This window comes from Hymenobacter cheonanensis, assembly GCF_030581075.1.
Classification (GTDB): domain Bacteria; phylum Bacteroidota; class Bacteroidia; order Cytophagales; family Hymenobacteraceae; genus Hymenobacter.
In genome coordinates this window covers 319659-334129 of the sequence record NZ_JAUQSW010000002.1, presented here as the reverse complement: position 1 = coordinate 334129, position 14471 = coordinate 319659, and the positions used below count along the sequence as shown (strand labels likewise).

14 protein-coding genes are annotated in these 14471 nt (G+C 66.5%); 5 read left to right on the top strand and 9 right to left on the bottom strand.

Going from position 1 to position 14471, the window contains the following annotated elements; genetic code table 11:
• Positions 1-3: 3 nt before the first annotated feature.
• Complete coding sequence (gene pafA / locus Q5H89_RS05040; protein WP_305018209.1) at positions 4-1704, bottom strand: alkaline phosphatase PafA; 1701 nt, start codon at positions 1702-1704, stop codon at positions 4-6.
• 82 nt (positions 1705-1786) lie between these two features.
• On the opposite strand from pafA, the gene Q5H89_RS05035 reads away from it, so the two are divergent.
• Positions 1787-2488, top strand: a complete 702-nt coding sequence (locus tag Q5H89_RS05035) for an HAD family hydrolase (protein ID WP_305018208.1) — start codon at positions 1787-1789, stop codon at positions 2486-2488.
• 23 nt (positions 2489-2511) lie between these two features.
• Here the strand turns inward: Q5H89_RS05035 and Q5H89_RS05030 are convergent, their stop codons facing one another.
• A complete protein-coding gene (locus Q5H89_RS05030) occupies positions 2512-4173 on the bottom strand; it encodes a hypothetical protein (protein WP_305018207.1) in 1662 nt (553 codons plus the stop codon).
• Between the two features lie 139 nt (positions 4174-4312).
• Between Q5H89_RS05030 and Q5H89_RS05025 the strand changes: the two genes are divergently transcribed.
• The 3 genes from Q5H89_RS05025 to Q5H89_RS05015 all read left to right on the top strand — a co-directional run bounded on the left by Q5H89_RS05025 (position 4313) and on the right by Q5H89_RS05015 (position 5699).
• Entirely contained in the window at positions 4313-4897 is a 585-nt protein-coding gene (locus tag Q5H89_RS05025; RefSeq protein ID WP_305018206.1) for a 2'-5' RNA ligase family protein, read from the top strand.
• 117 nt (positions 4898-5014) lie between these two features.
• Positions 5015-5308 (top strand): hypothetical protein, encoded by a 294-nt coding sequence (locus tag Q5H89_RS05020; RefSeq protein ID WP_305018205.1) that lies wholly within the window; start codon positions 5015-5017, stop codon positions 5306-5308.
• Positions 5309-5393: 85 nt separating this feature from the next.
• A complete protein-coding gene (locus Q5H89_RS05015) occupies positions 5394-5699 on the top strand; it encodes a hypothetical protein (RefSeq protein WP_305018204.1) in 306 nt (101 codons plus the stop codon).
• A gap of 16 nt (positions 5700-5715) precedes the next feature.
• On the opposite strand, the gene Q5H89_RS05010 is transcribed toward Q5H89_RS05015, so the two are convergent.
• From Q5H89_RS05010 to Q5H89_RS05000, 3 genes are read right to left on the bottom strand one after another with little or no spacing between them, the layout of a single operon-like run.
• Positions 5716-6837 (bottom strand): glycosyltransferase family 39 protein, encoded by a 1122-nt coding sequence (locus tag Q5H89_RS05010; RefSeq protein ID WP_305018203.1) that lies wholly within the window; start codon positions 6835-6837, stop codon positions 5716-5718.
• 21 nt (positions 6838-6858) lie between these two features.
• A complete protein-coding gene (locus Q5H89_RS05005) occupies positions 6859-7050 on the bottom strand; it encodes a hypothetical protein (RefSeq protein WP_305018202.1) in 192 nt (63 codons plus the stop codon).
• 9 nt (positions 7051-7059) lie between these two features.
• Positions 7060-7590, bottom strand: coding sequence for a 3-hydroxyanthranilate 3,4-dioxygenase (locus Q5H89_RS05000; protein ID WP_305018201.1), 531 nt, complete (start codon positions 7588-7590; stop codon positions 7060-7062).
• Between the two features lie 93 nt (positions 7591-7683).
• Here Q5H89_RS05000 and Q5H89_RS04995 point away from each other — a divergent pair, with 93 nt between their 5' ends.
• Entirely contained in the window at positions 7684-9477 is a 1794-nt protein-coding gene (locus Q5H89_RS04995) for a hypothetical protein (RefSeq protein ID WP_305018200.1), read from the top strand.
• A 177-nt stretch (positions 9478-9654) separates the two neighbouring features.
• On the opposite strand, the gene Q5H89_RS04990 is transcribed toward Q5H89_RS04995, so the two are convergent.
• The 4 genes from Q5H89_RS04990 to Q5H89_RS04975 all read right to left on the bottom strand — a co-directional run bounded on the left by Q5H89_RS04990 (position 9655) and on the right by Q5H89_RS04975 (position 14418).
• Positions 9655-11523: a hypothetical protein gene (locus Q5H89_RS04990; protein ID WP_305018199.1), complete on the bottom strand. Its 1869-nt coding sequence runs from the start codon at positions 11521-11523 to the stop codon at positions 9655-9657.
• 39 nt (positions 11524-11562) lie between these two features.
• Complete coding sequence (locus Q5H89_RS04985; protein WP_305018198.1) at positions 11563-12123, bottom strand: hypothetical protein; 561 nt, start codon at positions 12121-12123, stop codon at positions 11563-11565.
• 111 nt (positions 12124-12234) lie between these two features.
• Positions 12235-12786, bottom strand: coding sequence for a carbohydrate binding domain-containing protein (locus Q5H89_RS04980; RefSeq protein ID WP_305018197.1), 552 nt, complete (start codon positions 12784-12786; stop codon positions 12235-12237).
• A 48-nt stretch (positions 12787-12834) separates the two neighbouring features.
• Entirely contained in the window at positions 12835-14418 is a 1584-nt protein-coding gene (locus Q5H89_RS04975; RefSeq protein ID WP_305018196.1) for a glycosyltransferase family 39 protein, read from the bottom strand.
• Positions 14419-14471 lie beyond the last annotated feature (53 nt).

Here is a 14471-nt window from a genome sequence, read left to right as displayed (position 1 = left end):
TGCCTATTTCATCACCTCCAAAAGCGGTACGCCGCTGCATCCGCTAGGCTCCTGAATGTGCAGGTAGCGGGCCACGGTGGGCGCGATGTCCACGATTTTAACTTCCTGGCTCGACTCGCCCTGGCGCACGTGCCAGCCCCACCACAGCAGCGGCACGTGGGTATCGTAGGCCCAGCTAGCGCCGTGGGTGGTGCCCTTCACCACGGGGTAGGAGTAGGCTTCGAGCCAGCCCGGCGACATCACAAACAGCACGTCGCCCGAGCGCGGGGCGTAGAAACCGTTGGCCTGGTACATGCTCAGGCCCACCGGCCAGGCGTTGCGCTGCAGGTCGGTGGCCGAGATGGCCTGCGCGATGTGCGGCTGCAGGCGCAGAATTTCGGCTACTTCATTCTGCACCTTGGCCATCTCCAGCTTCTTCTGGGCTAGCAGCTCGCGGTTGAGGTAAACCTGCTGATTCTCAAAGTCCAGTATCCACTGGCCGGGGCCGTGCAGGCGCACCAGGGCGCGCTGCACCGAGTCGCGTAGCGGGGCCACGCCCAGGCCGCCGCCCGGCAGGCGGTGCGCCTCCAGGAAGCCGGCGGCCTGGTCGGCGGCGTGGTCGGCGGTGAGGAACACGAGCGCCTGGCCCTTGCCCACTTGTTTGTCGAGGGCATCGAGGACCCTAGCCAGGTCTTGGTCGAGGCGCAGGTAGGTGTCCTCGGTTTCGATGGCGGCGGTGCCAAACTGGTGGCCCACGTAGTCGGTGCTGCTGAAGCTGAGGGTCAGAAAATCGGTTTGGCCGCGCTGGCCCATCTGCTCCTGGCGCAGGGTTTCGAGGGCAAAGTCGGCAGTGAGCGAGTTGCCGAAGGGCGTGGAGCGGATGAGGTCGAGGTTGCGGGTGGGCGCGGCGGGCTGCTTCTCGCCCGAGGCCTTTTCGTTGGCCTTCACGGCGGCGGGCGGCGTGGCGCTCAGCGCGGGCAGGTCGTGCGGGAACACGGGCTTGGCCTCGCCCTTGAAGGCGGCCTCCCAGGCCACGTCGTCGGGCGTGCTTTCGGTGTACTGCCCGATGGGCAGCAGCGTATTCCAGGGCTGGCTGAGGTACTCGGCGGCGTGGCCGGCGGCGTTGAATTTCTGCACCCACTCGGGCAGCGCCTGGGTGTAGAAGGTGCTGGTGATGAAGCCGCCGTTCGAGCCATCGTACCAGTAGGCGGCGTTGGCGGCGTGGCCGGCGGGCAGGATGCTGCCCCGGTCCTTAATGCACACGCCAATAACCTTGCTCTGAAAATTGGTGGCTAGCCGCAGCTCGTCGGTGATGGTGGTGGTGAGGTTGTGGCGCGGCGACATTTGGCCGGCCGCCGCCGTGCCGCCCACGGCCTGCACCGTTTTATCGTCAGTTACATACGTGGTTTTGCCGGTTTCGCGCTCAAACCAGTTGTTGCCCACAATGCCGTGGGTGGCCGGCGTGGTGCCCGTAAATACGCTCGTGTGGCCCGGCCCGGTGTAGGTGGGCACGTAGTTGTAGTGGCAGCTTTCGTAGCTAAAGCCCTCGCCCAGCAGCCGCTTGAAGCCGCCGCTGCCGAACTTATCCCAGTAGCGGTAGAGGTAGTCGTAGCGCATCTGGTCGACCACAATGCCCACCACCAGCTTAGGCCGGGCCAGCGCCGGGCCTTTTTTCTGGGCTAGCGCGGGCAAGGCTATTAAAGCGAGCAGCAATATCTTTTTCATCCAAAAGCCGGTAAAGAGAGGCTGGCAAAGATACCGTGCGGCTTATTCAGGCTGCATCATGCCAAGGTTACCTTCTCTGCTGATGCCCGATTTACAAGCTCTCATCTTCGACATGGACGGCGTCCTGGTCGATAATACCCCCGTGCAGGCCCGCGCTTTCCAGCTCTTTTTCCGCGACCAGGGCCTGCCAGTGGATGCTACCCAGCTGCTGCGCCGCCTGAATGGCGCCCCGGCCGCCGAAATTCTGAAAGAAGCTTTTGGCGACGAGCCGCAGCCCGCCGACAAGCTCGAAGCATTTGCCAGCCAGCGCGAGTTTCTCTACCGCACCCTGTACTGGGACGACCGCCGGCCCCTGCCCGGCCTGGTCGATTTTCTGGAAGCGGCCCGCGCCGCCGGCCTTAAAATCGGGCTCGGCACCGGCTCGGGCCAGGAAACCATCAGCTACATTCTGGATGAGCTTAACCTGCGCCGCTTCTTCGACGTGGTGATTACCAAAGACGACGTGGACCAGGGCAAGCCCCACGCCGACACCTACGCCGTGACCGCCAAAAAGCTGGGCGTGAAGCCCGAAAACTGCGTGGTATTCGAAGATGCCCTGCTGGGCGAGCAGGCGGCCTACCGCGCCCACATGCACTGCGTAGCCGTGGCCTCGACGCTGCCGGGCCGCGATTTTCAGGCGCCGCTGCTGGTCATCCGCGACTTCACCGAGCTGACGCCCGCTAGCCTGCGCACGGCGTTTGAGGCGGTAGGAGCCGCACCCAGGCCCGATAAAGGCCGGGCCTAGCGGCTAGCCCAGCCCGCAAAAGCCTAGCGCGGGCCGGGCGCCGCCACCCATTCCCAGGCTTCGGCCTGGCCGGTGCGGGGCTGGTACGTGATGGCAAGCGTATCGGCGCCGCGGCGCACGTGCAGGGTAATGGGCTGGCTGAAGCTGCCGTAGATGGGTATCAGGTTAACGGCTGCCGTCAGCTCGTCGCCCTCGTGCAGCCCTGCCAGTGCCGCCGGCGAGCCCGCCACTAGCCCCTTAATGCGCTTGCCAGCCTGCAGCGCCACCGGCTCGGCAAAGCCCAGGTCGAAAAAGCCGGTTGGCACCGGGCGGCTGGCCACCCCCGGCCCAAAGGCGCCCGGCGCGGGCCGCAGCAGCTGGCCGGCCACCATAGCCTGCCAGTCGGCCACGGCCCACGCGCCGGCCGCGCGGCGCAGCAGTGCTAGCCAGTCGTGGGCGGTGGGGGCGTGGCCGGCGCGCTGCATGTGCAGCAGCTCGTTGGCCAGGCTCAGCACGGTGTGCGGGCTGCCGGCCTGGCGCAGCTTAGCATCGAGGTTGGCGAAGTAGAGCATGCCGCGGGCGTAGGAGAGCGTCCAGGCGTTGCGGCCGGCCCACATGCCGGCGGGCACGTCGCGGTCGGGCGTAAGGCGCCGGGCATTGGTGTAGTAAAAGCTCGCGTCGGTATTAATCAGCGCCAGGTACTCGGCCGGGGTGTAGAGGCCCGCCGCGTAGGGCAGCGTGAGGGCCAAGTAATCGGCAATGCCTTCGGTGTACCAGTCGTCAACCATGGGGGCGGCTTTCAGGCTCAGGCCCCAGGCGTGCACCATTTCGTGGGCAATGGTGGCGCGCTCCTGCACGTCGGCCACCGACACACTCGGCGGCAGGTACAGCATAAAAACGCCCGGCGAGGCTACGCCGCTCGAAAACGGACTGCCCGGGTACGAGCGAAAGAAGAACCGGAACGACTGCGTGGCCGAGCCGCCAAAGGCGCGCCGCTCCAGCTCATACACGCGCTCGGCAGCGGCCATGGGGGCATCCAGCTCGGCGGCGGTTTTGCCCAGGCCATACACGCTGAAGCCCCGGCCGCTAGGGTGGGCCGGGTAGTGGTAGAGCGGGCCGGCCAGAAACTGGGCGGTGGCCAGCTCGTCGGCCGTGGTGCGGGCCGTGAGGTTGCCCGCGCCGTAGGAGCTGGCGGCCGTGGCGCCGGCCACCAGCTGCCAGGCCAGCCGCAGCGTAAACGCCGCGGGCAGGGCCGGCAGCAGTAAAAAGCCCTGCCCGGCGCCCGCCACCCCGCCGCCCGCCGCCTGCAAATCGAGGTGGGGCCCACGCTTGGGGGCAATGGCGCTGGCCACCGGCACCCGGTAGGCCACGCGCACGGTGCCCACCACCAGCCGGCTGGCCCGCCAGTGCTGAATACGCTGGCCATTCGCGGCCTTAACCGTGGGCCGGGCCATGGCCACCGGGCCGCGGGCATCCGTCACCACCAACTGGGTTACTTGGTCTGAGTTGCGCACCAGGAACGGCGCCAGCATATCAAAGCGCAGGTCCAGCGGCCGGGGCTGGGCCGTGCGGGGCGTGAGGCTGTAGGCCACGGCTAGCCCATTGGCCCGGCCCGGGTGGGCGTAGGTGGGCCGCAAGTGCAGCGCCAGCACCGGGCCGGCAGCCCGGCCGGCCAGCGCGTGCAGCAAGAAGAGTACGAAAAGCAAAGGAGGGCGCAACAACATAGGGCAGCGTAAAAACCAAGGCGGAGGCGAAAGTAATTCCGGCAGCTTCCGGCCTCCAGCAGTTCAGCCTTCTGGCTAGCCCTGCGCACAACCGGGTAGCGTGGCCCTGCGTTGCGCAGGTATGCAACCGCTTTACCTGGTAGCCCTGCTGCCGCCCGAACCCGTTTTTTCGCAAATCTGGGCGCTCAAGCAGGAGGTGCACGACCTCACGGGCAGCCGCAACGCCGTGCGCCTGCCACCCCACCTTACGCTGCTGCCCCCTACGCGGCAAGCGGCTGACTTTGAGCCGGCTTGCACGGGGGCGCTAGCCGCCTTTGCGGCGGGCGAGGCTGCATTTGAGGTGGCGCTGGATGGGTTTGCCTGGTTTGGCGACCGCACGCTGTTTGTGTGGGTAAGCGAGGGAGATGCCCTGCGGGCCCTGCACGCGCGGCTGCTAGCCTGGTGCGCCACCCACCTGCCCCAGGTGCGGCCCGAAAACCGCCCCTACACGCCCCACCTCACCCTGGCCACCCGCGACCTGCCCCCGGCCCAGGTGCCCGCGCTGCGCCAGCTTTTTGCCGGGCGCCACTACGCGGCGGCGTTTGTAGCGGCGCAGCTCACGCTGTTTCGCCACGATGGCCAGCAGTGGCAGCCGCGCGCCACATGCTGGCTGGGCGGCGGCTGGCAGCAGCCGGTGCTAAAGTGCCAGCTCAGGGGAAATACTTAGGCAGAAAATCAGTATAAAAACGTGGCTTTTACGCGTTTGTGAGTAAAAGCCAGTGCCCGTAGTTGCTTAAATTTGTTATCGCATACCACACACTTAGTACTTGAATACGGGGTAGCTATGTTGTCACTACAGCTGGACGAAGCCGGATTCTTTCCCATTCAGTGGGCGCCTGCCGAGCCGGGCACCACCTATGTGCGGCCCGGCGCCCGAGGCGTGCTGCGCGTGTTTGTGCCCGCCAGCAGCGAAGAGGTAGCGCTATACACCGGCAGCCTGGCGGCCGGCGAGCTGCGCTACCGGGGCCCCGTGCCGCCCGAAGCCGAGCTGCGGCAGCTGCTGGCCGGCGATTTCAGCCGGCCGCTCTGCCAGCGCCCGCGCCACTTGCCCGAACCCGAACCGGCTCGCGCTGCCTAGTAGTAGCCGGCTGATTAATAATAGGTTGCATTTAAATTGCTGCTGTGCATCGGCGGCTTTTTCGTACTTCTATTCTCTTTCCACTATGAACCCAACTGCCCACCTTTGCTCCATACCACCGGGGCCCATCGACCGTATTGCCACCGTCGACCTCGACAATGCCGATGCCGTGCAACGCCTGTGCGCCCTGCCCCAGTGCCCGCCGCTGTACATCGACTGCCGCAGCCTCGTTTGCCAGCGCACGCTTGGCGTCAGCCACGTGGTGTCGCAGCTGCTGCTACTGCGCCGGGCGGGCGCCCGCATCTGGCTGCGCAACGTGAATGCGCCACTCCGCCACTGCCTGCGCCTGCTGCAGCTGGAGGCTTTATTTCACTTGGCTGTGCCTGGCTAGCCCCTGGCGGCCCTGGCTAGGGAGTGGGCTGCGGTGGGGCCGGCGGAAACTTGCGCCAGAAAAACCGCTCCTTGTATAGCTTAGCCGTGTAGCCTTCGCCTTGCAGTACCCCGCCCACGTATTGCCAGGTTTGCCAGAGGTTCAGCACGATGCAGCCGGCCACCAGCGCCCGCACGGCCACGCCGCTGGCGGCGCCCGGCCGCAGCCCGGCCGCCAGCAGCGCCGCCAATGACAGGGCTAGCAGCGGATAAACGCTAACGAGCGGGCGGGTGCTGAACGTCCAGCCGTAGCCCCACTGCGTCCAGCTGAAAGTGAGGTACAGCAGCAGGGGCAGCAGCACCAGCGTGGGGGGCACGGCGGCCGGCACGTAGCGCCGCAGCCGCGGCAGGCCGGCCAGCAGCGCTACCGCCGCCAGCGGGGTGTAAATAAACCAGCCCTTTTCTATGCTGAATAAGCCTTCGAGTAAGTGCGGATGGCTAAAATCGAAGCCCTCGCCCTGGTAGCCATCGAGTAGCCAGTGCCCACTCACGGTATGCCAGAAAAACAGCTGAGTGCTAACGATGGCTAGCCCCAGCGCGGCCGTCAGGGCCAGCTGGTCGAGGTGGCGGGCCCACAGGGCCGGCCGCTGCCCCCAGGCCGCCGCGCTGCTCAGCCCCCAGGTGAGCGGCACGAGCACATAAAGCGCCTCGGTAAACCGGCACAGGGTGGCTAGCCCCAAAAACAGCCCGATGCCCGCTGCCCAGCGGCGGCGCGGCGCCTCGTACCAGCGCGCCGTGCAGTACAGCAGCGAGGCCTGCCACAAAAACAGCACCGCGTGCGAAAGCGCCGCCTCGTAGCTGGTGTACAGAAAGTAGTTGGTACCCAAGGCAATACCGGCTAGTGTCCAGGCCGCCACCTGGTCGCTGTAGTAGCGGCGCAGCAGCTTGCGCAACACCCACAAGCCCAGCAGGCCATAGAGCAGCCCGGCAATCATTACGGCCTGCTGGTAGGGCCGCGAGTAGCCATTGGGCGGGTCGCCGTGCAGGCGGGCAAACAGGTGCGCGCCCCCAAACCACGGCAGCTCGCCCACGGCCACCCCCAGCGGGTACTTGGTGGCGTAGCGGCCGTTGGGCAAGCGGTGAATGCCGAGCGAGGCCACCGAGTGGTCGCGGTCGGCGGGTCAGCGCTGCTGCACCAGCTTGCCCAACGAGTCGACCCGGCCGGGGTCGCCGTACAGGAAGGTGGCCGGCAGGTACGAATAGTACCCGCCCTGGTCCCAGTCAAATACTTCGAGGCCCTTCCAGCGGCGGTCCTGAAACTGCGCCAGAATGAGCAGCGCGGCGGCAAACCAAAAAACGAGGCGCGACTTCATGCTGGCTGGCTAGGCTACGGGCTTGGCCGGCGCCTCCATGTAGGTGCCGCACACCTGGCAGGTGCGCAGGGCATCATTGGCCCAAAAGCGGTCCATGATGGGCGGCAGCTGGGCCACGATGTCCGTTATCTCGGCGTACTCTTCGTAGAGCTTGTGGCCGCAGTTTTCGCAGTACCACTGAAAGCCATCCAGCTCGCCGGCCGTGCGGTAGCGCTCCAGCACCAGGCCCACGGTGCCGGCCGGGCGGCGCGGCGAGTGCGGCACGCCGGGCGGCAGCAGAAACATGTCGCCGGGGCCGATAACGATGTCAACCGGCCGGCCATCCTCAATAATCTTAACCGTCATCTCGCCTTCGAGCTGCCAGAACAGCTCCTCGCCCTCGTCCACGTGGTAGTCTTTGCGGGCGTTGGGGCCGCCCACCACCATCACGATGAAGTCTTTGTTGTCCTTGAAAATCTGCTGGTTGCCCACGGGCGGCTTCAGCAAATGACGGTGCTCAGCAATCCACTGCTGAAAATTGAAGGGGCGGGCAACGGGCATGGCGAGGGGCGCAAAAAGGCGAGAGGCGCAAAGCTAGCTACTGCGCGGCCGCTACTTTTGTTGAGGCCGGCCGGGTGGCTGGCCCCTTCGCGCATGCCCCATTCTCTACCTGCCAGCGCGCCAGCCAACACGCTGGGCTGGCGCAGCCTGCTGCTGGCCGGGCTGGCCTACGCGGCGCTGTTTTTCTGGTTTTCGTGGCCGCTGGGCCGCCAGTGGAGCACGGCCTTCGTGGGCAATCCGCACAGCGACGCCAACCAGTACATCTGGAACGCCTGGAATTTTCAGCACCAGGTGGCGGCCGGCCACAACCCGTTTTTTACCCCCATGCTGCTCTACCCGCAGGGCACCGGGCTGTGGCTGCACACCTACACGCCCGTGCTGGGGGCGCTCAATGTGCTGCTGCGCCAGGAGTTTTGGGCCGTAAACGTGGGCCTGCTGCTGAGCTTCGTGCTGAGTGGGCTAGGGGCCGCCCGGCTGGCGGGGCGCTGGGTGCGGCAGCCGCTGCTGTGCGCGCTGGTGGGCTTCGTGTTCGCGTTTTCACCCTTCAAGCTGGCGCACTGGGCCGAGCACTACCACGTGCTGCTCACAGCCACGGTGCCCTTTTATATCCTGGCGTTTCTGGATGGGCTGGCGTTTGCGCCCGGGCGCTGGGTGCCGCAGGTGCGCAGCCGCCGGCAGGTGGCGTGGGCAATTGTGCTGCTGCTAATAACCTTATTTAGTGATTATTACACCCTGGCGGGCTTGCTGTGGTTTTCGGCGGGCTACGCCGCGTGGTGGGGCCTGCGGCTGGGCGAGCTGAGCTGGCGCCGCTGGCAGCCCTGGGCCGGGCTGGTAATCGTGTTCGTGCTAGGCCATTTTATCTCGCGGGGCCTGGCCCTGGCCGGGCTCGACGACAAGGCCGGCGTGTGGTGGGGCGGCGACCTGGCCGGCTACCTGGTGCCTCCCAACGACAGCCGCTGGCTGGCCACCCCCGCCACGCAAGCCTTCTGGCAAAGCCCGCGCCTGCACAATCCGGCCTCCACCGAAAACGTGTCGTTTCTGGGCTACCTGCTGCCGCTGCTGGCACTAGGGCTGGCGGTAGCCGCCCGGCGTCGGCCCGGCGCCGCGGCGCCCGTGCCGGCCGAAACCCGGCCCTTCTGGTTTTTGCTAGCCCTGTTTATACTGCTTACCATGCCCGAGCTGCGCTGGCACGGCAAAGACTTGCTGCGGATGCCCACCAGCATTGTGCACTTCGTGCCGTTTCTCAATAATATCCGCTGCCCGGTGCGCTACGTCATGCTGGCCTCGCTGCTGCTGCCGCTGGCGGCCAGTATCGGCCTCGATGGCTGGCTGCGGCGCTGGCCGGCCGCTGGCCAGTGGGCCGTGGCAGGCGCCCTGCTGCTAGGGGTGCTGCTGGAGTTTCAGCCCACGCCGCGCGCCCTCATCCGCACTGCCGATGTGCCGGTGGCCTACCGCGTGGCGGCGGCCGGGGGCGGCCCGGTGGTATTCCCTATTCCGCTAGGGCTGCTTGATGGCTACCGGCAGGTGGGCCACATGGATGCCCAGGAGCTGTTTTACCAAACCGTGCACGGCCAGGCGCTGCGCGGCGGCTACCTCTCGCGGGTGCCGGCCGCCACGTTTGCGGCCTTCGCCCACGAGCCGGTGCTGCGCACGCTGCTACTAGCCCAGGAGCACCCCGACTCGCTGGCCCTGCAACCCGCGCCCACGCCAGCCGAGGTGCTGGCGTTTCGGCAGCGCTACCCGGCGGCGGTGTTTGTGGTGCACCCGCCCCAGGCCGGCCAGCCGGCCTACCAGCTGCTGCGCCGCTGGCTGCTGCCTGCCGGCTACATCGAGCAGGTGGTACCGGCTTATGAGGGTAACTACGTGGTGCTGAAGCCCGGAAGCTAAGAAGTTAAGGAGCAAGCGTAGAGGCGAGCGTCGGCAGGACGTCCGTCATGCTGAGCTTGCCGAAGCATCTTGCTCGCAGCACTAACCCCTAGCGTTAGAAATTACTGCCACAGGCAAGATGCTTCGGCAAGCTCAGCATGACGGACCCTTTGCCGATGCCCTCACTTCACCTCTTCCCTACTTCTTCACCTCTTCCATCGCCGTAGCTTCCACATCATCGACAAAGCAGGCGGCGCCGTTTTCGTTGATAGTGTACACCTTGAGCACATCGGTAGGCTGCACATCGGCGGGCAGGGGCGCGTCGAAATAAATGTGGTTCCAGGTGCGGTTGTGGCAGCCGGGGTTTTGGAGGCGGGCGCCGTACCAGGCCAGGTTCTGGCCGTTGCGCTCTACGGTTAGTACCAGCTTGTTGCCCCAGGCGCCGTAGTCGGAAAACACCTGGCAGGCGGCGCGCACGTACTGGCCGCCGTGCAGGCCGCTAGCCCCAATGGGCAGCGCAAGGGCCGGGCTGTATGCGTGGCCGCCATCGGCCCGGAACGACTGCCGGCTGTAGTAGCCCTGCTCGGCGCAGATGCCGCTGGCGGCATCTGCGGGCGCCTGGTCGAAGTCGAGCTTGCCGAGCTGGCGGGGGTGGTAGTGGCGCTCGGCGCGGGGCAGGCTGGCGGGCACGTCGAGCTGAGCGTAGTCGGCCTGGGTGGGCGAGATTTTGCCAAAGATGGCGAAGTAGTAGCGCCGGTTCATATCCTCGGCGTCGATGATGCTATTCTGTATCTGCCAGTGCTGCAAAAGGTTGAGGTCGATGAGCAGCACCGTGGACACGGTCACTGCGGCCACGGCCAGCCGGGCCCGGCCCGGCGCCAGCACCCAGGCCACGGCTGCCGCCCAGGGCAGGCTCAGCACGGCGTAGCTCTGCACCAGCGCCCGCTGCCCCAGGCTGCCGCCGTACCACCAGATGTCCCAGGCCGACACCACCCACAGATTCAATAGGAAATACGCCAGGGCTGGCACGGCTAGCCCCCGGTGCCGCCGCCACAGCGGCACAAAGCCCGCCAATACCACAATCAGCAGCGGCGAATACACCAGCCAGCCCTTGCGGAAGCTGAACAGCACCTTCAGTACGTGCGGCTTCAGGAAGCTAAAGTGTTGGTCGCCATAGCTGTAAAACAGCCAGTGCCCGGTAGCCCAGTGCCAGTACAGGGCCTGCGGCAGCACGCCCAGCCCGCCGCCCAGGCCCAGCAGCAGCACATCGGGCCAGCGCTGGCGCAGCAGGGCCAGCTTCTGGTGGGCGGCGGCCAGGCTGCCCACGCCCCACAGCACCGGCACCACCGCCGCCACCGCCTCGGAGGGCCGAATGAGCACCAGCAGCCCCAGCGTGAGGCCGATGGCAAAGGCGCCCGCCCTACTAGGCCGCTCGTGCCAGCGCACCGTGAGCCAGAGCAGCAGCGCGTAGCCGGCAAACAGGTAGTTGTGGGTCATGGCCACGTCGAACACCGCGTACTCCAGAAAATTGGAGCCCAGCAGCAGCGTCACGAGCACGAGGGCCACCACGGCATCGGAATAGTAGCGCAGCAGCACCCGGCGCAGCAGCCCCAGGCCCAGCAGCGTGTACAGCATGCCACCAAACGCGATGGCCACCTGGTAGGGTGCCGAAAAGCCATCCTGTGGGTAGCCGAGCCAGCCCGCCGCCCAGTGCCCTAGCCAGAAAAACGGCGTTTCGAGCACGGCCAGGCCCATCGTGTATTTCATCACGAGCTGCCCGGCGGGCGCGCCCGGCACCTGAAACGCCTGGTAAAACGAACTGCTGGGCCCGTACTCGCGCATGATGTCGGCCGCGAAGGCCTGGTGCCCCAGGTCGTGGTAAATGAAGTGGGCCGGCAGGTAAAGGTAATACCCCATCGAATCCCAGCTCAGGATGGCCAGCACGTTGTGCGTATCCCAGTTGGGCACCCACAGCCGCACCTGCACCATGAGCACAAACAGCACCAGCAGCGCCCCTAGCGACCAAGGGCCCCGGGCGGGCGGCGAAGCCAGCGAGCGAGCGGGCATAGCAAAAGCGAAGCGAAAGGCGAAAAGAAAAACGGGCCGCTACTGGCCCCCACGCCGCAGCACCACGTCGTCGAGGTAGGTGGGCGAGGTGCCGGCGTCGTTCCACAAATACAGCTTGAGGCGGTTGGCGCCGCTGGCCGTGGCGGGCAGCGTAAAGGGCAGCTTCACGGCTGTCCACTCGCCAAATTTGGGCACGGCCTCGGCCACCGGCAGGGCCGCGTAGAACACCCGGCTTTCGTCGGTGGCGCTGGCGTCTACCTGCACCACCAGGCGGGCCGTGCTGCCGGCCGCCGTGCGCAGCACCCAGCCCGTAAGCTCCAGCTGGGTAGGCACTTTGCCGGGGCTAAGCTCGTCGAGCGTGCCCGCATAGGTGTAGCTGAAAGGCACTTCGGGGCTGGCCAGCGCGGATACGCGCCCGCTGTGGGCCCGCGCCGTGGTTAGGGAAGGCTGCGGCCCGCCGCCCCAGCCCAGGCTGTGCTCAAAGTCGTTGTCGAGCAGCACGGCCGCGTCGGGGCCGGTGGGCTTGGCGCCCCCGCCGCAGGCAGTGAGCAGCCCGCTGGCAGCGGCGATAAGCAGACGGGTAGCGGAGAGAAATCGCATGGGTAAAAGCTGAAAACGGCGGCGCGCACCGCGCCAAATGTAAGCCTGCCTGGCCGCCCGCCGCGGGCCCCGGGCGGGTGCGCGGGGGCGGCCAGGCGGGCCGGCCAGGCACTACTCGATGGCCGTGAGCTGGATATCGTCGAGGTAGGCCGGGCCGGCGCCGTTGCCGGTGCCCCCGCCATTCCAGAGGTACATCACGAGCTGCGAGGAGTAGTTGGCCTTGGGCGGAAAAATGAAGTCCTTGCTCACCTTCACCCATTTGCCGTCTTCGGTTACCGCCGTACTGAACGGGATGCCGTCGCCCAGCATCAGCTGGCCACCGGGGGCATCGTTGAGGCCGATGCTGAGGCGCACGTTGGCGCTGGCCGCGTGGCTGGGGGCGTAGGCCCAGGCCTCGACGCGCACCCCGCGAATGTGCCCTTCGCTCAGCTGCCCCAGCAGCGAGTAGTAGGTGAGGCTGTAGGGGTGCGTGGGGTCCACTTTCAGGCTCACTTTGCCCGAGTGCGCCTGCTCGGTCGAGAGGCTGGTGGCATCGGCCACCCAGCCGGCGGCCGATTCAAAGTCGTTGTGCATGAGCGCATTTGGGGCGGGAAATTCCGCCGCGTCGCGCGAGCAGGCGCTCAGCGCGGTCGCACCTAGCAGGGCAAGTAGCAGGTAGTTCATCAGAAAGAAAAAAGAAAAAAGGTAAGGCGCCCAGTGCCGCGCCGCCGCCTACCGCCAGTGCGGAATAGCGTGCGGCGGCTTGAGCACTACGAACTGATTATTGGCCGTGAATTCGGAGAAGGTCGTGAGCAAATCGGCGTAGCGGGTGCGCATCTCCTCAAATACCGGCCGGGGCATGATGAGGTAATCGAGGCCCACCTGGGTCATTTGCTGCAGTAAGGCGCTGGGGGGCAGGTTCTGGCGGTCGGGGTTCCACACCAGGCCCCGGTGGTCGAAGTACACCAGGCTCAGGTTGGGTGCCCCGCTGCCCACCACCAGCAGGGTGGCCTGGGGCGGCACCCCGGCCTGGGCGAGCGTGGCGGCCCCGTTCATCATCCAGTGGTAGGTATAGTCGTTGCTGAAGCCTTGGTAAGGCTCGCTCATGCGCTCGCGGTAGCGGCGCAGGCCCGGCAGCAAAATGCCCAGCCCCAGCGCCAGAAACAGCACCCGCGGTACCCATTGCGGCAACTGTCCCATGTGCAGCGCCAGCTGCGTGGTAGCCAGCGCCACCAGCAGCACCAGGCCCGGCCAGAAGGGAGCCAGCACGTAGTAGTCGTGGTGCTGAAACTGCACGCCCATTAGCTTGAGAAACAGTAGGCTGCCCACCGTGGCCAGGCCTAGCTGCGCGGCCCACAGCCACTCGGTGCGCCCGATGCGCCGCCAGCTCAGCAGGCACACGAATAGGCTGGCGAGCAACACGGGGTACTGAAACGGCACGAAATACTCGTAGCTCCACGACTCGCGCACGCGGCGCACCAAGGCGTCGAACTGCTCCATGGTCGTCAGGGGCCGGGCCGCCGCCAGAAAAAGCTCGGAGTTATAAGTTTGGTTAAGGTAATCATTATAAAGCGTGTAGCCGGCAATAAGGCTCAGGCTAGCCCCCATAAGCAGTAGCAGCCATACGCGCTGCCGCAGCGTGAAGGCCGCCGGCCGCAGGTAGCCCCACAGCAGCAGCGTGCTGATGCCCGCCACCAGGTACACCGCCGCCGAGAGCTTGATGAGCGAGGCCAGCGTGTAGATGGCAATGGCCAGGGCTAGGTCGCCAAAGCGCTGGCTGCGCGGGAAGCGCAGCAAGTAATAAGCTCCCACTATGGCCAGCGAGGCACCCGCGGCATCGGGCAGAAAATTGCCGGCGTAGTAGGCAAACACCGGCGAGGCCGCCAGAAAAAGGCCCGGCACCAGCGCCGCCACAAACTGCCCCGTGCGCTCGAACACCAGCCGGAACAAGTAGTAGTAGGCTAGCCAGGCCGTAAGGCTGGTCAGCAGCCGGTAGAGCGGCACTATCAGCGAGCGCCCGCCCACCTTGGCCCCCAGCGCCGCCAGGTAAGGTATCAGCGGAAACTCCACGCCCGTGACGCCGTCGATGGACATCAGCGTGAAGGTGTGCGGCTTGAAAAAATTCATGCCGTGGTCGTAGAAGCCGAAAGCCAGGGCCAGCCGGTCGCCCTGCCCCCACTCGTGAATGCCGCGCGGTAGCCACTGCAACGACGGCCAGTAGTAAAATAAAACCAGCAGCAGAAAGAAGCCGCCCGCCAGCAAACGCTGGGTGCGGGCCGAAGCCGCGGGTAAAGGCAGGGTAGGAGAGGTGCCCATGAGGAACTGGCGCAGCGCCACGGCCGGCGCGCCCGCAGGGCGCCGCCGGGCCG